The following is a 23,156-nucleotide window of genomic DNA, read 5'->3' as shown; positions in this document are numbered from 1 at the left end:
CCCGGGCATCCTATTGCCTTTTTTAGAGACTAGATCTAAAACAAGCGTTAAAAACACTTGTAAACTACCATAGGTATGATGTAGATGTAAATTATTGGTTTCTTAGCTTGATGACATTGGGCTCAGCTTCCTCCCCGTGGAAAGCGAGTGTCTGCAGCGTAATGGAACGTACTAGTTTCTTTCAGGTAACTGAATTTAGATTTATTTGTTTTTTTTTATGACTTCTTTAATTAAGTCACAGCCTCTTTTATAGGGATTTAAAGTAACGGCCTAAGAAACCGAGAAGTCGTTGCTTTTCTTCCTCTACGATAGGAAGGACTAGAAATAAATAAATATTCCTTCGCTCTTGTCATTGCTACATAAAGTAAGCGTCTTTCTTCTTCAAGAAATTCATAATTACCCTTTCGTGCCGATTCTAATGAAAAGTCATGGGGAAGTGATCCATCAACAGCTCCGATAATATAGACATATTTGTATTCCAATCCTTTGGAACGGTGGATAGTCATCAGCTGTACTCCTGTTTGAAAGTTTTCACCTTTTAATGCCTTTTGAGTTAAAATCATATGATCTGTATGTTGTAGAAATTCTTGAACGGTAAGGAATTTCTTCGCCACTACTTTTAAATCGTTTAAATCGTCTGAGCCCTTGTCCATTGAATTTCCTTCATTACCTTGTTTCTTTAAATAATCAGAAAATCCTAATTCTTTTTCAATAATAGCGATTGCTACTGCTGGTTTTTCATGTTTGAGAGAACTCATTCGAGGAATGATTTTTTTGATTTTTGATAATTGAAATGCTGGAATTCCTTTCACATGTAAAAGAGCCTCAAGAAGAGAGCAATCGTTTAAGATCGATAAAGCTTTTACATCATTGATCGTGCTTTGCTTTAAAAAGAGAGCTCTAATAAAATCTGTTATTGCTGTTGTGTCATCTTGATTTACACTTAAACGCAAATAAGCGAGGGCAGCACGCACCATTTTTCTTTCATAAAAAGAGCTCTGCCCTTTTTCGATTGTAAAGGGGAGACTGGATTGTACAAAGCGTTCGAATACTGCGCGACCACCTGTGTGTGTCCGGTATAGCACAGCAAAGTCATCAGGATTTGCCCCCATTTCAATCTTTTCCTTGATATCATTAATAATCAAGGTTGCTTCTTCTTCTTCATCATAAGGAAAAAAACAAAGAGGTGATGTTTCTGATTGATACTGAGCGATCATCTTTTTGCTTAAACGTTTTTTGTTTTTAGAAATAACTTCGTTAGCCGTTGAAACAATATGATGATCTGATCGATAGTTTGATGATAAGTTAATGACTTTAGCAGAAGGATACTCATCTTTAAAGTTTAAAATAAATGATGGCTCACTACCACGGAAGCTATAAATCGTTTGATCATCATCACCAACACCACAAAGGTTATTTGTGTGGCTAGACAATAACTTCATTAAATTGTATTGAACAGGGTTAATATCTTGAAATTCATCAATTAAAAAATATTGAAATCTCTTTTGATAAGCATCAAGCAACGTGCTATTACCTTTTAATAATTCATAGCATTTAACAAGCATATCATCAAAATCAAATTGATTCTGTTGTTCTTTTTGATTTTCATATTCCTTAAACAGTGTTAAGACAGTCTCTTCCCAATCATCAACAGGCTTAATATCAGCAGGAGTTTTCATCGTATTTTTCCAATAACCAATTTGCTGAATAGCTTGGTCAAATGCGAAGTCCTTTTCATCAATACCTAATTCTCGACAAGATTGTTTTAAATAATTTTCTTTTTGCCAATCCCATTTTAATAAATGCTTTCCATTCCATTTTTCGCTGTTGTGATGGATGAGCATTTTGTAAAAAATACTATGAAAAGTACCGATCACTAATTGATTTAATCTCTGTTGTGATTTGTTTGAGTTATGAATCAACCGATCTTTCATTTCGCGCGCAGCTTTTGCTGTAAAGGTCACAAGCATGATTGATTTTGGATCAATATTCATTTCTTCCATCATATAAAGAGCCCTTGTTGTGAGCACACGCGTTTTACCGCTACCAGCTCCAGCTAAAATAAGCAATGGTCCATTTATCGTTTCTACAGCTTCTTTTTGCTCGATATCAAGCGAAATTCCTAGAAGCTCTGACGGAGTTTTGATTTTTAAAGTAAGCGGCGTTCGGCCCTTAATTGCTTTCGGTTGTTGCCACTCAGTTTCCTGTGGTTTTATGATTGTACGAATGTTTCTTGATTTAGGGATTCGGAATCCATTTTGATTAGAATACTCACTAACAGATTCTTCCTCTATATTGCTCGTTGTAACAGGTATATCCTTATTTTCTTCCATACATTTTTTATTTAAATCTTTGTTAGGATGAAAGAAAAATGGTGATTGATTAATTCCTAGATACATCTTAATTGGTTGCTTGCATACAAAGCATGTTATCTCATCTCTTAAACTAGCTTCATACACTCTTTGATATTCTTCACGTGGCAAATGTGGCAAAGAAATAACTTCAGAATGAAAATAAGCAGAATTCATATGCTTCACCTCCCATAAAATAGAAATAAATAACGTATATGTATAGATAAGAACGCAATATGTGCATATCTTACTAATAAGCGACAAATTCTATCTTATCAGAATGAAAGATGATCGAAAAGGTAAAGTTGGGTTGATTAATATTCCAATAAAAGGGGTATATAAATAACAAGAGGTGATTACTATGGGCTATATTTTACCGATTCAAAATTATACGTACACTCAATATGTGAATCGATCCCTTCCTGTACAAAGTCATTATTCTCATATTCTACCAACAACTGCTGTCCAGAATACAACAAATAATGAAGAAGAACATACAAAAGAAAGTGGAACAAATTTTGCGGAAATTTTACAACAAAAAATGAAAAATTCAAAAGACATTGCACCCTATACAGGAAAAGGTAATTATTTTAACGAATATGTATAATGAAAGTAAACTTACCTAATAAATGAGGATGTATGATGAATTTTATTCAAATAACTGATTGCTGCTATTACTTCCATGGTGCTGTTAATATTGGATATATAAAAAGTGGACAAAAAGGCATGTTAATTGATGCTGGCATTGATAAAGGTACAATGAAAAAGATAGTAAAAATATTAAAAGAGCATGAGATGTTCGTGACTCACTTATTCGTCACACATGCTCATGCTGATCATTATGGTGGGGCAGCCTACTTGCAAGAAACTGAAAATATTTACACATATGCTCCATATCTTGAATCAGCAATACTTAGAAATCCTATCTTAGAACCGTTGTATTTATTTCAAGGAAACAGTCCCTTACCAGAAATGAGAAATAAGTTTCTAGAAGGTAAGCCGATCGTTGTCGATGAAGAAGTGAAAGAAGGTACCTACCATTTTGGTGAAACACAATTTGAATGTATTGCATTACCAGGACATAGTATGAATCAGCTTGGTTTGTTAATAAATGGAGTATTATATGCGGCAGATTCATATTTTAGTGAAGAACAGCTTCACAAGCATAAAATTCCTTTTATTATCGATGCTAAAGACACGCTGAATTCGTTAAATGGTTTAAAAAATATTGATTGTATCGGTGCAGTGCCTGGTCATGGTATTTATGAAACAGCCTTTCAAAAAACAGTAGATACAAACATTATGTATCACAATACCATTCTAGAATCCATTCTGAACTTGATTAACAACCAAAATGAAACAGGAATAACACATGAGGATTTAGTTAGTCAAGTATGTAAAACATGGGCTGTAAACTTAAACAATGTGTCAATGTGGATGTTGTTTAGGACAGCCATCACAGCATATGTCACTTTCCTTGTTAAAGAGGAGAAAGTGAAGTTATTTATTGATGATAATAAATTATGTTTTAAAAAAATTGAGATTAAATACTAATGGTAGCTCCATATGGATAAGATGAAAATCTAATTCTATCTGGAGCTACTTTTTATTGAAACGTCTGAATATACAATCCATCACCTTCTAACCATTCAGCGAAAAATACTTCTTTACTGTGCATAATATTTTGCTGTTTTAGCTGCTGTTCAAGCCATGTAAAATTAAAACCTGCATCTATAAGATTTTCTTTAAGAACAATTCCATCTGTAATAAGCGTTATTGGAATATTTACATCTTCTAAATTAACGTTAAGGTCATTTTTTGTAGGTGTTTCATATTTAGCTTTTTTCAAAACACTAACAGTTCCATCTGTCTCGAGAACAGCATATTCAAGCTCTCTTATAGAAAAAACTCCTTTTGATCTTACCAAATGTTGAAGTTGGTTAATATCTAATTTGCTTTTTTTTAAGCTTTCTCTTAGTATCTCACCTTTTTTAATGATAATAGATGGTTTTCCTTCTAGAACTCCTCTGGATCTACTCCATTTTTGTGTAATTATTTCTAATATATAAATGAGTAGTCCCCATATGATAACAGCATAGATAATGCGTGATATTCCTACTTTATCGTCAAATATTGCATTTCCAACAAGCTCACCTAACACTAATGCAGAAATAAAATCAAAGGTTGTAATTTGTGTAATTTGTGTTTTTCCTAATACTTTAGTAATTAAAAAGAGAGCAAAGAAACCGAATATCAATTCAATCGTTATTTGACCAAAATGCATAAATATAACCCTCCGTGACGTATACCATAGCATTATGTTTTTCAAATGACCCAAGTTTTATACTCAATATTTAGGATGTATACAATGATGAACATAAAAAAAGCTAACGATGACATCATCGTTAGCTTTAATGGTTATTAATTTAATTCCTTAAGCATTGTAACATGAGGGATACCAGCATCCATAAACTCTTCTGAAATAACTTCATATCCTAATTTCCCGTAAAATGGAATTGCGTGTGTTTGCGCATTTAGCTTCAATTTTTTCACACCTTGCTTTGTAGCAAGTTCTTCGAGTTTATTTACGATGACTTTACCGGCACCTTTTTTACGTGTGGATTTCATTACACAAATTCTTTCGAGTTTACCGTAGCCATCTACTACTCTCACACGGCCTGCTCCAGCTGGTTGTTCTTCATCATAAAGAACAACATGTGCTGCTTCATTTTCGTGTTGATCAATTTCTTCTTCTAGTGGTACTTGTTGCTCATCTACAAAAACTGTTTTTCTTACAAAGTATGCATCTTCTAGTTGTTCTTTTGTTGTGACTTGTTTTATTTCCAATTATTCGCTTTCCTTTCCTAGTAAAAATGTCTCATAAACGGTCCAGGAACCGTTGTCTAGTTGATAAAGAAGATGGAAGCGATCAATGACTTCCTTGTGATGAATGTCTAGCATCTTAATACTACCAAGCACGTCAGAATGCTCATCATCTGATAGATTTTGTCCAAGTGTAATATGTGGGACAAATGCATATTCTGGTTCACTACTTAATGCTCCAGTATGAAGACGATCGTGCAGCTCTTGCATTTCATCTGTAGGTTCAACTTTTAAGTATATGACATTGTTAACTGGTGAAAATGAGCTTACTTTTTTGATTTCAAGATCTAATGGTTTTGCCGTCTTAGCTGTATGACGGAGTTCTTTCGCCACTTGTTTTATTTCTTCCTCTGAAGCATCAAATGTTGACTTCAATGTAACATGTGGTGAAACCAATGCATAATGTGGATCATATCTTTTACGATAAGAATTGACTAAATCTTGTAATTTCTTCGATGGAAAAAGGGCAATTCCGTATTTCATGCCATTCCCTCCTAGACATTTCATATAGTGTTAGTATATCAAATTTTATAGAATAAACATATGTAAAGCCAATTTAACAGCAAAATATTACTGAGTGGAACTATTCAAACATCACTTTGAAAATTGGAGTTAAGGCAGGCTGCCAATATTTCCAAGTATGATCTCCATCAAATTCTTCATAAGTATATGAAAAACCTTTGTTTGAGAGTACTTCATTTAGTGTTCTATTTGGTGTAATAAAATCTAAAACTTCACCATCAGTTGTTTTCACATTTGTTTCTTGTTTGCCAATTTGATGATAGATACTTGGCCGCGATGCTGAAGAGAAGCTTTCAACGATTTGTAAAACATCTTCATTTACATATGGTGATTGTAAAATGAGCTTTCCAAATGTATTAGGATACGTTAAACCAGTGACGAGGGAAACTGTAGCACCAAGTGAATCTCCAATTAGTGCTCGACCATATCCAATTTGATAAGTAGGAAATTCTTTATCAAGATAAGGGACAAGCTCATGAGCTAAAAATCTCACATAGTTGTCGAACTTGCTGCCATTTGGATGGTATTTTTCACGGCGATCATTTACGTCATTATATGGAATCCCAATGACAATTACATCTTCAATTTCTTCATCCTTCATTAATGCTTCAACCTGTCTGCCAACACGTCCAAGGCGAAAATAATCCTGCCCATCCTGTGCAATAAGCAAACTATATTTATATAGAGGAGAATAATTTTCTGGAAGGTAAACAAGCAATGTTAACTCTTCCTGTAACGAATTCGAATAAAAAGTATGCTCTTTTACAATACCTGTTTGTTTGCTCATGATAACCTCCTTAGAAGTAAGCGCCAATGCAGTAAATTAAATCCCTTTCTATTTTATATGATTATGATCAGACAGTAAAACCATACGCGGTTAATTCATTAAAGCATTTAAACTTATGTTGATTAGAAAAGGAATCATTTGTTATTAAAATCACATTTGGTTCATCTTAAATCTATTACCTTTATACCTTGTCTGTTATCGTTAAGCTCATTTAAAGGAATCTATTTGTTTGGAAGTAGAATAAATTATGTTAAAAAAGAAAAGTAGTTAGTAATTAGTCCGTTTCATTTCGCTCCAGAAACTTGCTTTCCGCGGGGAGGAAGTCAAGCCTCCTCGGCTTCGCCTGTGGGGTCTCGACCTTTCCTCTGCACCCGCAGGAGTCAAGTTTCTTGCGCTCCATTCCACTATCATGAATTAAATAGCATAACCTTTTTTAAAAGATTCAAAAGATGAAACTGTAAACCAAGTTTTGTTCCTTATTTTTAGGACAGGTGTATTAATATGTAATTTCAAAACAACAATGTATTAAAAAAACTTTCACTGCAAGACAATACAATCATTATCATAATCCTAAACGTTTTAATATAGTAGAAAAAGGGAATAGTCTAGTAAACCTATTAAAAAGTGAGAGGAGAATCACAAATGAAACAAACTACTAAAAAGAAAGTGGTTGCATCCGGAGTTGCTTTATCAACGATAGGTGTTACTTCATACGTACTTAAAGATCAATCCAGAAAAGATAAACTAGTTGAAACATTAAAGGCAGTAAGAAACAAAGTGCAAAATATGTTCCGAGACAGAGACCAAGAAGTACTAGAAAAAGCAGGTCATCCTCACCCACATGATATTGAAGATAATAAAATGGTTTCAGAGGGTGCAGCATTTGCAGTTAATTATTATGACGAAAAAGAAAAATAATCATGAAGTAGATACATTTCTTATGAAAGACGCTCAGAGAATTCTGAGCGTTATTTTTTATGATCAAATAAATTCTTGATGAATGGTAAATGAATATTCAAACAATAATCAAAAGCATTGACTTTTTTCTAATACTTTATATAATAATCATATTAATCCGATAAAAAAGATATGAATTATACCAAAAGCGGGTGAGAGCAATGTTTTTATCAATTAACAATGTAACCAAACAATTTAAAAACCGTGATAACCAAGAAGAAACGGTTTTAACCAATATAGATTTACAGGTGAAAGAGGGAGAGTTTGTATCCATCTTAGGACCATCAGGTTGTGGAAAATCTACGTTACTTTCCATTGTTGCAGGTTTAACACCACAAACATCAGGAGAACTTGTTTTACAAGGCAAAACACTAAAAGGTCCTGGAAAAGAACGTGGAATGGTTTTTCAACAAGCAGCTTTATTTCCTTGGTTAACTGTTGAAGAAAACGTCATGTTTCCTCTACGCAAAGAGCTTTCGAAAAAAGCAGCACGAGAAAGAGCGAGTAAATATTTATCTCTTGTGCAATTAAGTCCTTATGCTAAGCATTCTCCACATGAATTATCAGGAGGAATGCAGCAGCGTGTATCTATTGCACGAGCACTAGCTATGGATCCTGCTTTGTTATTAATGGACGAGCCATTTGGTGCTTTAGATGAACAAACACGTTCAAGATTACATGAAGTGTTAGAGGATGTTTTTTTAGAAACGAAAAAAACAATCTTATTTGTTACACATAGTATTCATGAAGCATTGAAGTTATCTGATCGAATTGTTGTGATGGGAACTCAGCCAGGTCGAATTGTCGATATTATCGAATTGAATTTTCCAAGACCACGTGAACAAGCTCGTGAAGAACTTTTAGTATATGAAGAACGAATTAAAGCTTTATTAAAAACAGAGATTGATAAAGTCATAGAAAAGGAGCAACAGTATGCAACCCGTCGTTAAACGAATACTTTTTTATGGAATTCTGCTAGCTGTTTGGCAGGTTGCTGTAACAGTACTTGATGTTTCGGTATCTTTACTGCCAGCTCCAACAGATGTTTTTTCATCGTTATACACAGGTTTCCTAGATTTAACACTTGTTTATGATTTAGTTGCCAGTTTTAAACGATTGGTAATTGGTTTATTAATTGCATTGGTTTTAGGACTTATTTTAGGTGTCTTTTTAGCAAAATCAAAAACAGCTGATGAAACATTAGGATCATTAATCATTGCCCTACAATCTGTTCCAAGTATTGTGTGGTTGCCACTTGCGATTATGTGGTTTGGCTTAAACGAAGCAGCAGTTACGTTCATTGTTGTTTTAGGTGCTACATTAGTTATGACGATTAATGTAAGAACAGGTATGAAAAATGTTCCGCCTCTTTTTATCAAAGCAGCACAAACAATGGATTATAAAGGATTACGTTTATTTTGGAAGGTAATGTTTCCAGCATCAATTCCTTATATCGTAACTGGAACAAGACTTGCTTGGGCATTTGCTTGGAGAGCTTTAATGGCCGGTGAACTATTAAGTACTGGACCAGGACTTGGATATAAACTAAAATTTGCTTCTGACTTTGGAGATATGAGTTTAGTTATCGCCATTATGATGATGATCATGGTTATTGGAGTTATTGTGGATTTATTATTTTTCCAACGAATTGAAAAAAATGTTATGAAAAAATGGGGTTTAGATACCTAACAACGGAGGTTATTACAGATGAAAAAAGGGTTATTATTCGCTATTATATCAATATTATTTGTAGGAGTATTAGCAGCATGTGGAACAAAAGAATCAGCAGGATCTAGTGGTAACGGAGGTAAAGAAGAAGTAATTATCGGCTACTTCCCAAATATTGACCACGTTCCTGCAATGATTGCAAAGGAAAAAGGATATTTTGAAGAAGTATTAGGAGAAAACGTAAAAGTAACTTATAAAACATTCCCAGACGGTGCTGCTTTTATGACAGCATTAAAAACAGGTGATATTCATGCTGGTCTTGTAGGTCCAGGACCTGTGATGAACAACTTTGCAAATGGAGCAGATGTGAAAATTCTTGCTGGAGCATCTTCAGGTGGAACAGTTGTCGTGGCATCTGAAAAAAGTGGTATTCAGTCTATTGATGATTTAACAGGAAGAACATTTATTACACCTGGTGTAGGCTGCACACATGACGTTCAAATGGAAACATTTCTGCAAGAATTAGGGATTACTTCAGCACGTATTGGTGGAACGTTAAAGCATGTAACAGGTAATCCAGCACAGTATGGAGCTATGTTTGAATCAGGAAAAGTTGATCTTGCAGCTGTTCCAGAGCCTTGGGCATCACAGCTTGTAAACGATGGAGCTAAGATTATTGTCGATACAGATGAAATTTCTTATGGAACAACTCTACCGAATACAGTATTAGTTACAAGTGGAAAATTAATAAAAGAAAACAAAGAATTGGTAGCTAATATTGTGAAAGCTCATGAAAAATCAGTAGCTTTCATCAATGAAAATCCAGAAGAAGCTCGTGAAATTGCAATCAACTCGATTAAAGATATTACAGATCAAGAGTTAGATCCGAAAATTGTTGAAAGTGCATGGGAGCGTGTAAGCTATACAACAGAAGTAAATGCTGATGTTGTTCAAGAATTTGCTAATTCATCTTATGAATTAAAATTCCTTAAAGAAAAACCAGAATTCAGTGATCTTATCGACACTCAATTCTTAACGAAATAGGTTTTAAGAATGATAAAAAAATCACTTATCATGATCATTGCTGTTCTAGCATTGATAGGCTGTTCACAGTCTATCAATCTAGAAGAGCATTTTTCATTAAATGGGACAGTTGAGTCACTGAAAGCAGTCAATCAAGATGGTGAAGCTGTTGAACTTATAGAAGATTACAAAGATCAGGTTTGGCTCTCTACGTTTATTTTCACTAATTGTGATACCGTTTGTTCACCAATGACAGCACATATTGCCACATTGCAAAAGAGATTGCAAGACGAAAAACTCGATGCAAAACTTGTTAGTTTCACAATTGATCCAGAATATGATTCCCCCGAAGTGCTAAAAGCCTTTGGAGATCAATTTGGTGCAGATTATAAAAATTGGAGCTTTTTAACTGGATATAGTCAACCTGAAATCGAATACTTCACAAATAAAAGCTATATTGCTCCTGCAGCAAAATTGGAAGGATCAAATCAATTTGTTCATAGTACATTAATCTACCTTATGAAGGGTAATAAAATACTTGAACAATATGATGCTGTATCAGAGGTACCATATGAAAAAATTATCGAAGATATCAAACTATTGAAATAATTCATTGCATTCTCTACTACAATGAGGTAAAGTAGTGAAATAGTACTTTTACAACTTCATATATTTTCTTATCAAGAGAGGCAGAGGGACTGGCCCTATGAAGCCTCAGCAACCGGTTCAAAACGAGTGAAGATTTGGTACCGTTGATATTGCTAAGTTCGGAAACTTAAAATTTAGTAAGTTTTTTACAGCACGACTGATAATGAAAAATGAAGCGAACAAAGAGTTCTTGTTTGTTCGAAGCATTTTTCATTATCAGTCGAAGGCTTGCAAAAGCAAGCGATCGCTTCCTTGCTGAAAAAACTAACACAATACTTATTTTAATGATTCCGAAACAAAACACAGTATCAACAATCTCTAAAACCAAACAAAAACTTCCACGAGTGCCAAGGTGCTAAATCCAGCAAGCCAACATCAGCATTTTTATGCTTGAGAGATAAGAAGGAGCACACTTATAATTACAGTCTTCTTCTTAACGAGGGAGACTTTTTGTTTTGTGTCAAAACGCATATTCCTTCCTCTCACTTACATACTTTTCTAATTAGGATGGTGAAGATAATGAATCAACGTATTGAAACGAAATTAGCGCAAATTGGAAACAGAAGTGAAAATGTAACGGGAACGGTTAATCCACCTGTCTATTTTTCGACTGCTTATCGACATGCAGGTATTGGTGAATCAACTGGTTTTGATTATATCCGAACAGGTAATCCAACTAGATTGCTAGTTGAAAATGCTATCGCAGATTTAGAGCATGGAGATAGAGGGTTTGCTTTTAGCTCTGGAATGGCTGCAATTCAAACAATCATGGCATTATTTCAAAGTGGAGATGAATTGATTGTATCCTCTGATTTATATGGTGGAACATACCGTCTTTTTGAAAGAGAATGGAGAAAATACGGTCTAAATTTCCAATATGATGATTTTACAAAACCAGCTGAAACAGAAAAGCTAATAAATGAAAATACGAAAGCATTATTTATCGAAACACCAACAAATCCATTAATGCAAGAAGCGGACATAAAAGCACTTGTTGCAGTCGCAAAAAAACATAACATTTTAGTGATTGTTGATAATACGTTTTATACTCCAGTGATTCAAACACCGATAGTAGATGGTGCTGACATTGTCATCCATAGTGCAACTAAATACTTGGGAGGACATAATGATGTTCTTGCTGGTCTTGTTGTTACTAAAGGTGAAAAACTTAGTGAAGAGTTTTTCATGCATCAAAATGCAATCGGAGCAGTTTTGGCTCCATTTGATTCATGGCTGTTAATGAGAGGTATGAAAACATTATCTCTACGCATGAAGCAGCATGAGCAAAATGCTAGGCAAGTTGCGGAATTTTTAGAGAATCATGAAGATGTTCAAGATGTGTTATATCCAGGAAAAGGTGGAATGCTTTCCTTCAGGTTAAAAGACGAAGCTTGGATCAATCCATTCTTAAAAAATCTAAAAATGGTTACATTTGCTGAAAGTCTTGGTGGTATTGAAAGCTTTATCACATATCCAGCCACACAAACTCATATGGATATTCCAGAAGAAATTAGAATCGCAAATGGTGTCTGTAATAAGCTGTTGCGCTTTTCAGTAGGAATTGAACATGCTGAAGATATAACATCAGATTTAGCACAAGCATTTAAACAAATGAAGGGAGCTGAAGCAGTTGAGCAATCATGATTGGTCTTTTCAAACAAAGCTGTTGCATAATGAATCAAAGGTAGATCAAGGAACAGGAGCGGTAAGTGTTCCTCTTCATCATTCCTCAACATTTCATCAATTTGATGTTGAAGAATTTGGTAAATATGATTACGCACGATCAGGAAATCCAACACGTGAAGCATTAGAACAGGCAATCGCTGAATTAGAAGGTGGAGCAAGAGGATTAGCTTTTTCTTCAGGAATGGCAGCTATTTCAACTTCCTTCTTGCTGCTTTCACAAGGTGATCACGTGCTTGTGACAGAAGATGTGTATGGTGGAACTTTCCGTATTATCACAGATGTTTTAACAAGATTCGGTATTGAACATACTTTTGTTGATATGACAGATTTGCATCAAGTAGCTTCAGAAATACGCCCAAATACAAAAGTCATCTATATGGAAACACCATCAAATCCTTTGTTGAAGGTAACTGATATTAAAGGCATTGTTAATCTGGCTAAAGCTAATAATTGTCTTACATTTTTAGATAATACATTTTTAACACCAGAACTTCAGCGTCCAATCGAATTAGGTGTTGATGTTGTCCTTCACAGTGCAACGAAGTTTTTAGCAGGACATAGTGATGTATTAGCAGGTCTAGCAGTTGTAAAGGATGAGGAATTGGGTAATCGTTTATACAAACTACAAAATGCCTTTGGTGCTGTACTTGGTGCTCAGGACGCATGGTTAGTTTTAAGAGGATTGAAAACTTTGCATGTACGACTAAAGCAATCACAAGAATCGGCTGAAAAAATTGCTGCCTACTTAGCTGATCATCCTAAAGTTGAAGCTGTTTATTATCCAGGCTTAAGCTATCATCCAGGTCATGACACACATCGCTATCAAGCAAAGGGTCCTGGAGCTGTATTATCCTTTAAAGTTGCTGATTTTGAGGCAGTAAAGCTGTTAGTTGAACATGTGAAATTACCAGTGTTTGCAGTAAGTTTAGGTGCTGTGGAATCGATTCTTTCTTATCCGGCAAAAATGTCACATGCGGCAATGCCTGCAGAAGAACGAGAAAAACGTGGCATTTCAGATGGATTGTTAAGATTAAGTGTAGGCTTGGAAAAAGCGGAAGACTTAATTGCAGATTTTGAAGCGGCATTTGCGAAATTGCCTGCTGTGACTGTAAAAAGCTGACTCTTCGGGGTCAGCTTTTTTGATTATGGGAGGGTAGTTGGGCTAGCGGGGAGGAGGGTGTGGGTGTCGATTTGTGTCGAAAAACTAATATAATTCTGTTTTTGGCAAATAAAATGGAGAAAACAGCAAATAAATCCATGAAAAAAGCAAATATCTCATACTAAACAGCAAATAACTCATTTTTAGAAATAGAGGAATATGATAGGTTGGTGCCGAAATGGAGATAAAACACGAAAAGGAATGATAATATGATCATAAAACCCCGCAAATACCCCATCGCCATTAGAAAGTTAAAAGCTATTCAAGGTCGTCTGTCACAAAGTCACCCGAAACATGAGATTATTAGAGAAAATATAGCGAAAAGAATAGTAGGATATAATGGAGAGCAAAGTTTGGATTATCATTTGAGTTTCCTAGACGAAAAAACATTCCATATTATGCATGATGTGAGGCTTTTTGATGGTAAACACTACTTTCAAATTGATACATTAATTCTATCAAGGAAGTTCATTTATTTATTAGAAGTGAAAAATATATCTGGGACACTATTTGTTGATAATCAATTTAATCAATTAATTAGAACGCAAAATAATACAAAAGAAGCTTTTCTTGATCCATTAATACAAGTTGAACGGCAATGTAATCAACTGAACAAATGGTTGAAACTTCACAAAATAAGAAACCTCCAAATAAAAAGCCTTATTGTTATTAGCTCTCCACGCACAATACTTGAGACTTTTCCTAATAATGAAAAAATCCATCAAAAAGTGATTCACAGTGCAAAACTTCCTTTTAAAATGAAATATTTCGAAGAATCTCAGGAGAAAAACCTTCTCACAGAAAATCAATTAAACAAATTAAGTAAACTTATAATCGAAAAACATACACCAGGAAATACTGACTATCTTGAGTTGTATAATATATCAGATGAGGAGCTACAAAAGGGGGTGATTTGTTCCAATTGTTCAAGTTTGCCTATGGAAATTAATAGAGGTCGATGGATATGTAAAAAATGTTACTTCATCTCAAAGGATGCTCATCTTTCTGCCCTAGAAGACTATTCCTTGTTAATAAGCAAAGAAATCACAAATACCCAATTAAGAACTTTCCTTAAAATTCCCTCCATTTATATGGCCAACAAAATTCTCACTTCTCTAAAGGTAAATGTCACAGGAAAAAACAAAGGTCGAGTGTATCACTTGGAAATTGACTAAATAATTCGAAATTGTTAGACAATACCTAGTGCTATATATTAAGCTTGTACAATACATAATTTCACCAAGAATCTAACACACTACATGTAAATTCATTTGTATTCAAGGAGTTTTTAAATTGAAAAAGGGTATTTTGTTTTTACTCATTTTTACAGGTCTTATTCTTCCAGCTATTACTCATGCACATGTAAAGTGGTTTGCTACAGTTGATCCTGAGAAGGTTAGTATTGAAAAAATACTATCTCCGTTGTTCATTACGATTACTTTGCTTTGTGCGGTGATATTAGCTGTGTTGTCACAGGTGATGGGAAAGTTGATGGATATTCCTTTAGCATCGAAATTGGATATCACATTAGATGGTTTTCGAAAATATTCAAGACACCTTTTAAAATATGGAACAGCTTTATCGTTTATTCTTCAGGTTTCTTATGGGACAATGTTTGCTCCAGAATTTACGATTACTGATTTGTGGCAAACTGTTGTGATGTGGATCATCATTATTTTCCTATTAATACCACATCATTATTCCACTAAACTTGCTGCGCTTTTTATGTTAGGATTGTTTATCTTTCTGTGGGGTCAAGCAGGCTGGTTTCATATGCTGGATTATGGCTTTTATTTAGCTGTTATAGGTGTGCTGCTAGTAGGGCGTACGAAATTTGAAACGATTGGATTTCCATTTTTATATTTAGGAACAGGATTAAGTTTATGTTGGGTTGCTGTTGAGAAGTGGGTTTACCCTGTGATGACAACAGATATTATTCAACAGCATCATGTTCCAACGTTTGGTTTTCCAGCAGATATCTTTGTCTTGCTATCTGCGTTTATTGAATTTGTTGTTGGTTATTTATTAGTAGTAGGAATTCTTAATCGTGTGTTATCCGTTGTTGTGACAGTATTGTTTATTTTAACAACGACGATTTTTGGATATACAGAGGTTGTAGGACATGCGATGATTCATTTTGTTTTACTGATTTTTATCATTGAAGGAGTGTCATTCTACAATCCTCCAATAAAAATTCATAAAACAAGACTTGATCAAATGATCTTTGTTTCGTTGAATTTTATCTTTGTGTTAAGTACGATATTGCTTATTTATTATCGCTTTGCTTAATTAGTTCTTATTATTTAGGTTCTGTTAAACTTTGTTGTTGATTTCCGTTACAGGCATTCGCTTTCCGCGGGCGGTCAGGAAGCCTCCTCGGCGCAAGCGCCTGTGGGGTCTCCCTTTGACACGCTTCTCCCGCAGGAGTCTCATGCCTTTCACTCCAATCAACAAAGTGCTAAAAATCAACATTAAGCTTTAACATAGTCAATATTTAAAAGGTCTATTCAGAAAGATTCTGAATAGGCCTTTTTTCAGTGAGTAAGCGTTTTAATGATATTTATATGCATGTACAGTATGTTTCTATCATATATAAAAAAGTAAGCTATAGTTTTTACACAATTTTACAAGGGGGAATAGAGATGAAAAAAATGCGTAATAGTATGTTGTTTATCATGATGCTTGCATTTGTTATGGTCATTGCAGCTTGTGGTGGTGGATCTGATACAGGAAGTACAAGTGAGGAAAATGAAGGAACAAATGAAACAGAAAACACCGAGGAAACTCAAGACCTTAGTTTATTAACAGGTGGAACTGGTGGTACATATTATCCACTTGGTGGGCAAATTGGAAAGGTTATGACAGATAATACAAACGCAAATATTACTCCACAAACCTCTGGTGCTTCCGCAGAAAACATGGAAACACTTCGTGCAGGTGAAGCTGAGCTTGCATTTACACAAACAGATATTGCGGCATATGCAATTGACGGAAAAGAGATGTTTGATGGTAACCCAATAGACAATATTCAAGCAATTGGTTCTTTATATCCTGAAACAATTCAGTTGGTAACAACGAAAGATAGCGGTATTGAAAGTGTTGAAGATTTAAAAGGTAAGGCAGTCTCAGTTGGTGCTCCTGGTTCAGGTGCTTACATTAATGCGATGCAGGTTCTTGAGGTGCATGGATTAACAGATAAAGATATTAAGCCACAAAATCTATCATTTGACGAATCAACAGATGGTATCCAAGCAGGTACAATAGATGCGGCATTTATTACTGCTGGTACACCAACAGGAGCAGTTGAGGCATTATCAGCTCAAGAAGATCTTGTGATTGTTTCTCTTGAAGAGGATATGGTTTCAGCATTAATTGAAAAATATCCTTATTATGCAAAAGATACAATTGCAACTGGAACTTATGGTATTGAAGCAGACGTGAATACAGTTGCTGTAAAAGCAATGCTAGTTGTTACAGATGATCAAAGTGAAGACTTAGTGTATGAAATGACAAAAGCAATGTTCGAAAACACAGATAAAATTACACACGCTAAAGGTGAACTAATTACACCTGAATCAGCGTTAGAAGGAATCGGAGACTTAGAAATTCATCCTGGCGCAGCAAAATACTATGAAGAAAAAGGTCTACAATAAAAAAGCAAACATAGGGGTCTGACCCCTATGTTTGTATTGTTAGGTGATTGGCTATGAAAAAACACATATATCTCCTTGGAGTAGGCGGAATCCTGCTTTTATTCTCCATTCTGTTTATTCCCTATCAACAAGTTCTTTCAATTAGCTATCAAGACAATGATGAAATGTTAGCTTATCTTCCTATAACAAAATCTAAAACATTTAAGATTCAATACACACATTCTATTCATCTATCAGATGTGATTGAAACATACAGTGTGAAAGAGAAAACCATCATCTTGAAAGAGCTTTCCTACGAAGATTTTGCAGTAGGAATGCCTGCAAATGCCGAAGGAGATGAAGTCTTCGAAGTAAAAGATGGTACTTATTTTATAACAAATATGAATAGAGTATTTCCTTTTTTTGATCTGAGAGTAGGACAAGTGAGGGCCAATCATAGGATACTCCAAGATACAAATTCATATAAATTAAAAGATTTTATCAAACCTGGTGAGTGGGTAAGATTGTCGATTCAAAAGCTGTCATTTTGGCAGCAATTGAAAGGAGTGAAAATAAGTGGAAACTAATCAATCTAATACATTGTCAGCAGAAGAACAGCAGAAGCTTCTTGAAAAATATGATCCAGAAGCAGGAACTCGTAAACTTACAGGGATTGTTGGCAAAATTGTTTTTATCGGTTTATTAGCTTTTTCATTATTTCAGCTTTATACAGCGATTTTTGGCATCTTCACGGCACAAATTCAACGAACAATTCACTTAGGGTTTGCCCTAACATTAATCTTTCTCTTATTCCCGGCAAATCGAAAAAGTAAGAAAACCCATAAACTTCAAGTCACTTGGTATGATGGCTTACTTGCTTTACTAAGTATTGGTGTTGGATTATATTGGCCAATCTTTTTTGAAAAACTAGTGATGAGTGTTGGACGATTAACAACTTTGGACTTCATTGTTGGCCTCATTGCTATTTTACTTGTATTAGAAGCAACAAGACGTGCTGTAGGCTTACCAATTACAATTATAGCCATTGTGTTTCTTTTATACGGTTATTTTGGACCTTATATGCCAGGATTTCTCTCACATCGTGGCTTATCATTAGAAAGACTTGTTCAAACAATGTTCTTTACAACAGAAGGGATACTTGGAACACCGCTCGCCGTTTCGTCCACATTCATCTTTTTATTCCTATTATTTGGTGCATTCTTAGTGAAAACAGGTGTTGGGCAATACTTTAATGATTTAGCTGTTTCTATCGCAGGGCGAAGCACAGGGGGACCAGCAAAAGTTGCGATATTCTCAAGTGCATTACAAGGAACAATTAGCGGCAGCTCTGTTGCTAATGTGGTGACTTCAGGATCATTTACCATTCCAATGATGAAAAAACTAGGCTATAAACGGGAATTTGCAGGAGCAGTAGAAGCAGCAGCATCTACTGGAGGACAATTAATGCCCCCAATCATGGGGGCAGCAGCCTTTTTAATGGTAGAATTTATTGGAAATGGCATTACCTACTGGGATATTGCGAAGTCAGCAGCAATACCAGCATTACTTTATTTTACAGGCATTTGGATCATGACACACTTTGAAGCAAAACGAATTGGCTTAAGAGGTTTAACAAAAGAAGAAATGCCAAACAAAAAAGAAGTTCTCAAAAAGCTTTATTTGTTATCACCAATTTTGGCAGTTATCGTTTTACTCATGTCTGGTGTGATCGTAACACACGCTGCATTGTATGCAATTTTACTAGCGATCATTGTTGGCTTCATTAATAAAGACACAAGAATGGGACCAAAGAAATTTGTTCTTGCCTTAGTTGATGGAGCGCGATCAGCACTAGGAGTAGCGGCAGCAACTGCAGCAGCCGGTATTATAGTAGGAATTGTTACAAAAACAGGATTAGGCTTAAAATTAGCAAATGGTTTAATCGATTTAGCTGGTGGTTATTTAATTCCTACATTAATGCTAACAATGGTTGCAGCGATTGTGCTAGGAATGGGTTCACCGACAACAGCAAACTATGTAATTACATCTACTATTGCCGCACCTGCTATCATTTTATTAGGTGTTCCAGATTTATCCGCACACTTATTTGTTTTTTATTTTGGAATCATCGCAGATATTACACCACCTGTAGCTCTTGCCGCATTCGCAGCAGCTGGTGTCGCTGGGGGAGAACCATTGCGAACCGGAATCAATTCCGCAAAGCTAGCCATTGCAGCTTTTATTATTCCATATATATTTGTTTTGTCACCACAGTTGTTAATGATTGATACAACATGGACTGAATTATTATGGGTCATTGCTACTGCCCTTTCAGGAATGATCGCAATCGGTGCAAGTATAATCGGTTTTTGGATGAGAAAATTAAATATACTTGAAAGAGCTATTTCCCTAATAGGTGGATTACTATTAATCTATCCAGAAGGAATATCAGATACAGTAGGATTAATTATCTTTTTAGGAGTGTTTGCTAGTCAGGTATTCTTTAATAGAAGAGATAAAGGAATGTCGCTAAAGGCTTAATTCTATCGAGGATCATGTCAGATAGAGGCTAATATAGCCTCATTTGACATGATTCAAGTTATTTTCCGGGAAATAAGTCGAATAGTGAGGTGGGTAATGCAGGGTGATTACAGTGGGATATAGCAAGTTTTATTGACTTCAATTCTTTTTCTGAATATAATAGAATATGTATCTTTAAGAGTTTACAAATTTATATAGCGATCCGATAGTTCAGTGGGAGAACACTACCTTGACAGGGTAGGGGTCGGGGGTTCGAATCCCTCTCGGATCATCAGAAAGAAGCTTCAATTTCTTATATAGGGATTGTGGCTTTTTTATTTTGGTTGAGCGCTAACCCTTTGAAATTTGGAATTGATTACGTGATAGTGCCTCTTCTAAAAAGCTTTTATTATATATTTTCCATTCTATAACGGTGAGTGTTATTAACACGTCTTGAGAGAAAGTTACTTTAATAAAAAAGGTTAGTCTTATGGATTGAAATATATCTATATAGGTTGGAGTCTCTAAGTTTGGTTTAGTTATGATGATTTAGGTTAATTAAATAACATAACTAAACTGGTGGGGTTCAAATGGAAATTATTCTGAGTTTTGTTTATGTAATTGGATTTATCTTGATTCATTTATTTTCTAAATCAATGAAATTTATTAAAGATACGCCTAGAAGTAGATTTCTCTCAATTGCTGGTGGAATTGCGGTTTCTTATGTTTTTATTCATCTTTTGCCAGAGTTAAATAAACATCAGAAAGTATTGGAGAAAGCAGTAGTTAAAGGGATTTTCCGCGTATTTGAGAACCACGCTTATCTGATAGCCTTACTTGGATTAACCATTTTTTATGGACTTGAAAAAATGGTTAAGAATTCAATTAAAAAAAGTGGTACGAAAAAACCGAAACAAGGTGTGTTCTGGATTCACATATCCTCTTTTTTTGTATATAACGCTTTAATAAGCTACCTTTTGGTTAGGGAACAATATAATAGTCATTGGGGAATGTTCTTCTACTTCTTAGCTTTGGCTGTTCATTTTGTTACCAATGATCACAGTCTAAGGAAAGATCATAAGGAAGTATACGACCGTTTTGGAAGATGGTTACTGACATTTGCAATATTATTAGGATGGGTGGTTGGTGTATTTACTGAATTAAAAGAAATTTATATCTCTCTCCTCACAGCCTTTTTGGCTGGGGGGATAATATTAAATGTATTAAAGGAAGAGTTGCCTGAAGAAAGAAAAAGCAGCTTCTTTGCTTTTTTCCTTGGTTTGGTGGGTTATTCTGTACTGATATTGCTAGTTTAGTTAGAAGGCGATTATTGAGATAAAGCTCAAGAATTTCAGGTGAATTTGACAAAGAGTGGTTAAGTTGTAATGATCATAAAATATGGGACAGGGACAGTACCAACTAGACATGTACTGCCCTTTTTTTTTGAATTACTTTTTTATACCTGCCGCAAAGAAGGGACCATTTATAGTCATCGTGGAGATTATTCGTGCAATTTCTTTTGGTGATTCCCCTCTATCATTATTCAACCATTCTTGAATAACCCCTATATGTGCTGAAGCAATGTAAGAGATTAAGTATTCTGGAGGGACAAGGAGCTTTTCCTGCTTAAATATAGAGTTCTTGTTATCATCAAATAGGGCTTTACGCATAAATACTTTCAATCTTGTTTGGAACGATAAGTCACCTTTTGAACCCAACAAGACTTTCATAAGCCCTCTATTTTGGTTTAAGAACTCAAAAAATGGAACAAGAATTGTAAAAGGTGATGTATTCGGAGCAATGGTATCTAGATCTGAAATGACTTTTGGAATGTTCTTTATAATCTTGTTTTCCATTTCTTTTATCAATTCCTCTTCACATTTAGTCATTAAATCATATTTATCCTGATAATGGCTATAAAAGGTACCACGATTAATGTTTGCTCTAGTTGTTATATCTTTAACTGTAATTGCCTCAAAGCCTTTTTCTTCAATCAATTCTATCAATGCATTCTTTATAGATGCTCTTGTACGAATAACACGTAAATCAGAATTAGTATCACCCATTCCAATTCCCTCCCTTTAATTTTTTTCAACAGATTCTTAGACGGTGTAGTTTAACCTACACATCCTGCATTTTTGATTATTGAGCAAAGTGGTAAACAGGGACTATAATTTTAAGTGAAGTAAGAAAAACAACGCGTTGTTTATTATTTTAACTGAAATAAGAAGTGATTGAAAAGAAATTCTATGAGAAATTAATGTTGTCTTGATTATGTTAGTTAGGGGAGGAATACCGATGGATATTAAAGTATCGGATGTCAGAAAAAGCTTTGATAAAAAGCAAGTGATAAATGATATAACGTTCTCAATTCCGTCAGGAGAAATATGTTGTTTACTTGGCCCTTCTGGTTCGGGAAAAACAACATTAATTCGGCTGATGATTGGGGCAATTACTGCGGATCAGGGCACAATTCAATTTGAAGATGTTACTATGCCCAATATGAACATGTTAAAAAAGGTAGGGTTTATGCCACAGAATGATGCGTTATATGACGATTTATCTGCTGATGCTAATTTGAATTTTTTTGGTGGACTTTACCATATGGATAAACGTAAGTTGGAAAAGCGTATCGATGAAGTACTGGCTATAGTTGATTTAACAGAACATCGCAGGAAATTGGTGAAAAATTTCTCAGGAGGAATGAAAAAAAGACTTTCACTTGCGGCTGCCATTTTACATTCCCCTAAAATATTGTTCCTAGATGAACCGACAGTGGGAATTGATCCTGTATTACGTAGAACAATTTGGGACCAATTTCAGGTAATTAAAAAATCTGGAACAACCATTATTGTTTCCACTCATGTGATGGATGAAGTGACAGAGTGTGATAAAGCAGCACTCATATATAATGGTTCCTTAATTGAATATGATACCGTGACAAATTTACTTGGAAAAACTGAAAATGGGCGAGTAGAGGAACTATTTTTTATTGCTTCAAGTGAATCGAAGGGTGGTGCTGTAAGATGATTCATTTAGCCAAACGTGTTTTCCGTCAAACAATAAATGATAAACGAAGCGTTATGATGATCTTAGTTGCTCCACTACTGATTTTGACTTTGGTCTATTTTTTGTTGGGTGATTCAGATTATGTGCCGACAGTTGGAATTAATAAAAATGCCATACCAGATTCACTTGTTACGGCGTTGGAAGAACAAGATTTGAATGTTATAGACATCAATGACGCTCAACAAGCAAAAGAATACTTGAAAAATCACAATGATGTGGATGCCATATTCACACTCTCATAAAGTTCGGGT

The 23,156-nt window shown here is 34.9% G+C and carries 23 protein-coding genes, 1 tRNA gene and 1 riboswitch; of the genes, 18 read left to right on the top strand and 6 right to left on the bottom strand.

Going from position 1 to position 23,156, the window contains the following annotated elements; genetic code table 11:
- Positions 1–257: 257 nt before the first annotated feature.
- Entirely contained in the window at positions 258–2,528 is a 2,271-nt protein-coding gene (locus LC076_RS19285; RefSeq protein WP_226670717.1) for an ATP-dependent helicase, read from the bottom strand.
- Between the two features lie 184 nt (positions 2,529–2,712).
- Here LC076_RS19285 and LC076_RS19280 point away from each other — a divergent pair, with 184 nt between their 5' ends.
- Together LC076_RS19280 and LC076_RS19275 are read left to right on the top strand one after the other, a co-directional pair.
- Complete coding sequence (locus tag LC076_RS19280) at positions 2,713–2,958, top strand: hypothetical protein (protein WP_226670716.1); 246 nt, start codon at positions 2,713–2,715, stop codon at positions 2,956–2,958.
- A 35-nt stretch (positions 2,959–2,993) separates the two neighbouring features.
- On the top strand, positions 2,994–3,905 hold the full coding sequence (locus tag LC076_RS19275) for an MBL fold metallo-hydrolase (protein ID WP_226670715.1): 912 nt from the start codon (positions 2,994–2,996) through the stop codon (positions 3,903–3,905).
- A gap of 52 nt (positions 3,906–3,957) precedes the next feature.
- Here LC076_RS19275 and LC076_RS19270 read toward each other — a convergent pair whose 3' ends face one another.
- The 4 genes from LC076_RS19270 to LC076_RS19255 all read right to left on the bottom strand — a co-directional run bounded on the left by LC076_RS19270 (position 3,958) and on the right by LC076_RS19255 (position 6,543).
- Entirely contained in the window at positions 3,958–4,635 is a 678-nt protein-coding gene (locus LC076_RS19270) for a YetF domain-containing protein (RefSeq protein ID WP_226670714.1), read from the bottom strand.
- A 137-nt stretch (positions 4,636–4,772) separates the two neighbouring features.
- Positions 4,773–5,198, bottom strand: coding sequence for a GNAT family N-acetyltransferase (locus tag LC076_RS19265; protein WP_226670713.1), 426 nt, complete (start codon positions 5,196–5,198; stop codon positions 4,773–4,775).
- Positions 5,199–5,717, bottom strand: coding sequence for a YjcG family protein (locus LC076_RS19260; RefSeq protein ID WP_226670712.1), 519 nt, complete (start codon positions 5,715–5,717; stop codon positions 5,199–5,201).
- Between the two features lie 100 nt (positions 5,718–5,817).
- Positions 5,818–6,543, bottom strand: a complete 726-nt coding sequence (locus LC076_RS19255) for an alpha/beta hydrolase (RefSeq protein WP_226670711.1) — start codon at positions 6,541–6,543, stop codon at positions 5,818–5,820.
- Between the two features lie 642 nt (positions 6,544–7,185).
- Here LC076_RS19255 and LC076_RS19250 point away from each other — a divergent pair.
- The 14 genes from LC076_RS19250 to LC076_RS19185 all read left to right on the top strand — a co-directional run bounded on the left by LC076_RS19250 (position 7,186) and on the right by LC076_RS19185 (position 21,152).
- Complete coding sequence (locus LC076_RS19250) at positions 7,186–7,461, top strand: hypothetical protein (protein ID WP_226670710.1); 276 nt, start codon at positions 7,186–7,188, stop codon at positions 7,459–7,461.
- A gap of 200 nt (positions 7,462–7,661) precedes the next feature.
- Positions 7,662–8,450 (top strand): ABC transporter ATP-binding protein, encoded by a 789-nt coding sequence (locus tag LC076_RS19245; RefSeq protein ID WP_226670709.1) that lies wholly within the window; start codon positions 7,662–7,664, stop codon positions 8,448–8,450.
- Positions 8,434–9,189: an ABC transporter permease gene (locus LC076_RS19240; protein ID WP_146948905.1), complete on the top strand. Its 756-nt coding sequence runs from the start codon at positions 8,434–8,436 to the stop codon at positions 9,187–9,189. Before LC076_RS19245 ends, LC076_RS19240 begins: the two co-directional genes overlap by 17 nt.
- A gap of 18 nt (positions 9,190–9,207) precedes the next feature.
- Entirely contained in the window at positions 9,208–10,212 is a 1,005-nt protein-coding gene (locus LC076_RS19235) for an aliphatic sulfonate ABC transporter substrate-binding protein (protein ID WP_226670708.1), read from the top strand.
- Positions 10,213–10,221: 9 nt separating this feature from the next.
- Complete coding sequence (locus tag LC076_RS19230; protein ID WP_226670707.1) at positions 10,222–10,800, top strand: SCO family protein; 579 nt, start codon at positions 10,222–10,224, stop codon at positions 10,798–10,800.
- Positions 10,801–10,865: 65 nt separating this feature from the next.
- Positions 10,866–11,243, top strand: a riboswitch (SAM riboswitch).
- A gap of 115 nt (positions 11,244–11,358) precedes the next feature.
- Complete coding sequence (locus LC076_RS19225; RefSeq protein ID WP_226670706.1) at positions 11,359–12,483, top strand: methionine biosynthesis PLP-dependent protein; 1,125 nt, start codon at positions 11,359–11,361, stop codon at positions 12,481–12,483.
- Positions 12,470–13,645: a cystathionine beta-lyase gene (metC, locus tag LC076_RS19220; protein ID WP_226670705.1), complete on the top strand. Its 1,176-nt coding sequence runs from the start codon at positions 12,470–12,472 to the stop codon at positions 13,643–13,645. Before LC076_RS19225 ends, metC begins: the two co-directional genes overlap by 14 nt.
- A gap of 248 nt (positions 13,646–13,893) precedes the next feature.
- Positions 13,894–14,859: a nuclease-related domain-containing protein gene (locus LC076_RS19215; RefSeq protein WP_226670704.1), complete on the top strand. Its 966-nt coding sequence runs from the start codon at positions 13,894–13,896 to the stop codon at positions 14,857–14,859.
- A gap of 118 nt (positions 14,860–14,977) precedes the next feature.
- Positions 14,978–15,973: a DoxX family membrane protein gene (locus tag LC076_RS19210; RefSeq protein WP_226670703.1), complete on the top strand. Its 996-nt coding sequence runs from the start codon at positions 14,978–14,980 to the stop codon at positions 15,971–15,973.
- Positions 15,974–16,326: 353 nt separating this feature from the next.
- Complete coding sequence (locus tag LC076_RS19205) at positions 16,327–17,337, top strand: TAXI family TRAP transporter solute-binding subunit (RefSeq protein ID WP_226670702.1); 1,011 nt, start codon at positions 16,327–16,329, stop codon at positions 17,335–17,337.
- A 53-nt stretch (positions 17,338–17,390) separates the two neighbouring features.
- On the top strand, positions 17,391–17,903 hold the full coding sequence (locus LC076_RS19200; protein ID WP_226670701.1) for a DUF1850 domain-containing protein: 513 nt from the start codon (positions 17,391–17,393) through the stop codon (positions 17,901–17,903).
- Positions 17,893–19,857 (top strand): TRAP transporter permease, encoded by a 1,965-nt coding sequence (locus tag LC076_RS19195; protein ID WP_226670700.1) that lies wholly within the window; start codon positions 17,893–17,895, stop codon positions 19,855–19,857. The genes LC076_RS19200 and LC076_RS19195 overlap by 11 nt, the downstream gene beginning before the upstream one ends.
- Positions 19,858–20,056: 199 nt before the next feature.
- Positions 20,057–20,128 (top strand) — tRNA-Val (locus LC076_RS19190).
- A 298-nt stretch (positions 20,129–20,426) separates the two neighbouring features.
- Positions 20,427–21,152 (top strand): hypothetical protein, encoded by a 726-nt coding sequence (locus LC076_RS19185; protein ID WP_226670699.1) that lies wholly within the window; start codon positions 20,427–20,429, stop codon positions 21,150–21,152.
- 132 nt (positions 21,153–21,284) lie between these two features.
- Here LC076_RS19185 and LC076_RS19180 read toward each other — a convergent pair whose 3' ends face one another.
- A complete protein-coding gene (locus LC076_RS19180) occupies positions 21,285–21,902 on the bottom strand; it encodes a TetR/AcrR family transcriptional regulator (protein WP_226670698.1) in 618 nt (205 codons plus the stop codon).
- A 232-nt stretch (positions 21,903–22,134) separates the two neighbouring features.
- Here LC076_RS19180 and LC076_RS19175 point away from each other — a divergent pair, with 232 nt between their 5' ends.
- Positions 22,135–22,866: an ABC transporter ATP-binding protein gene (locus LC076_RS19175; RefSeq protein WP_226670697.1), complete on the top strand. Its 732-nt coding sequence runs from the start codon at positions 22,135–22,137 to the stop codon at positions 22,864–22,866.
- Positions 22,863–23,147, top strand: coding sequence for a hypothetical protein (locus LC076_RS19170; RefSeq protein WP_226670696.1), 285 nt, complete (start codon positions 22,863–22,865; stop codon positions 23,145–23,147). Before LC076_RS19175 ends, LC076_RS19170 begins: the two co-directional genes overlap by 4 nt.
- Positions 23,148–23,156: the final 9 nt, after the last annotated feature.

The organism is Metabacillus litoralis (assembly GCF_020524045.1).
In the GTDB taxonomy this organism is placed as follows: Bacteria; Bacillota; Bacilli; order Bacillales; family Bacillaceae; genus Metabacillus; species Metabacillus litoralis_C.
Note: the sequence above shows the minus strand (reverse complement) of the source record. Positions and strands in the feature narration are given on the sequence as shown.

Bases quoted from the DNA above. Each gene is read 5' to 3' on its own strand.
- LC076_RS19245 (WP_226670709.1), top strand. From the start codon at position 7,662: ATGTTTTTATCAATTAACAATGTAACCAAACAATTTAAAAACCGTGAT.
- LC076_RS19215 (WP_226670704.1), top strand. From the start codon at position 13,894: ATGATCATAAAACCCCGCAAATACCCCATCGCCATTAGAAAGTTAAAA.
- LC076_RS19240 (WP_146948905.1), top strand. From the start codon at position 8,434: ATGCAACCCGTCGTTAAACGAATACTTTTTTATGGAATTCTGCTAGCT.
- LC076_RS19255 (WP_226670711.1), bottom strand. From the start codon at position 6,543: ATGAGCAAACAAACAGGTATTGTAAAAGAGCATACTTTTTATTCGAAT.
- LC076_RS19180 (WP_226670698.1), bottom strand. From the start codon at position 21,902: ATGGGTGATACTAATTCTGATTTACGTGTTATTCGTACAAGAGCATCT.
- LC076_RS19175 (WP_226670697.1), top strand. From the start codon at position 22,135: ATGGATATTAAAGTATCGGATGTCAGAAAAAGCTTTGATAAAAAGCAA.
- LC076_RS19275 (WP_226670715.1), top strand. From the start codon at position 2,994: ATGAATTTTATTCAAATAACTGATTGCTGCTATTACTTCCATGGTGCT.
- LC076_RS19205 (WP_226670702.1), top strand. From the start codon at position 16,327: ATGAAAAAAATGCGTAATAGTATGTTGTTTATCATGATGCTTGCATTT.
- LC076_RS19280 (WP_226670716.1), top strand. From the start codon at position 2,713: ATGGGCTATATTTTACCGATTCAAAATTATACGTACACTCAATATGTG.
- LC076_RS19250 (WP_226670710.1), top strand. From the start codon at position 7,186: ATGAAACAAACTACTAAAAAGAAAGTGGTTGCATCCGGAGTTGCTTTA.
- LC076_RS19270 (WP_226670714.1), bottom strand. From the start codon at position 4,635: ATGCATTTTGGTCAAATAACGATTGAATTGATATTCGGTTTCTTTGCT.
- LC076_RS19260 (WP_226670712.1), bottom strand. From the start codon at position 5,717: ATGAAATACGGAATTGCCCTTTTTCCATCGAAGAAATTACAAGATTTA.
- LC076_RS19170 (WP_226670696.1), top strand. From the start codon at position 22,863: ATGATTCATTTAGCCAAACGTGTTTTCCGTCAAACAATAAATGATAAA.
- LC076_RS19185 (WP_226670699.1), top strand. From the start codon at position 20,427: ATGGAAATTATTCTGAGTTTTGTTTATGTAATTGGATTTATCTTGATT.
- LC076_RS19225 (WP_226670706.1), top strand. From the start codon at position 11,359: ATGAATCAACGTATTGAAACGAAATTAGCGCAAATTGGAAACAGAAGT.
- LC076_RS19285 (WP_226670717.1), bottom strand. From the start codon at position 2,528: ATGAATTCTGCTTATTTTCATTCTGAAGTTATTTCTTTGCCACATTTG.
- LC076_RS19230 (WP_226670707.1), top strand. From the start codon at position 10,222: ATGATAAAAAAATCACTTATCATGATCATTGCTGTTCTAGCATTGATA.
- LC076_RS19235 (WP_226670708.1), top strand. From the start codon at position 9,208: ATGAAAAAAGGGTTATTATTCGCTATTATATCAATATTATTTGTAGGA.
- LC076_RS19200 (WP_226670701.1), top strand. From the start codon at position 17,391: ATGAAAAAACACATATATCTCCTTGGAGTAGGCGGAATCCTGCTTTTA.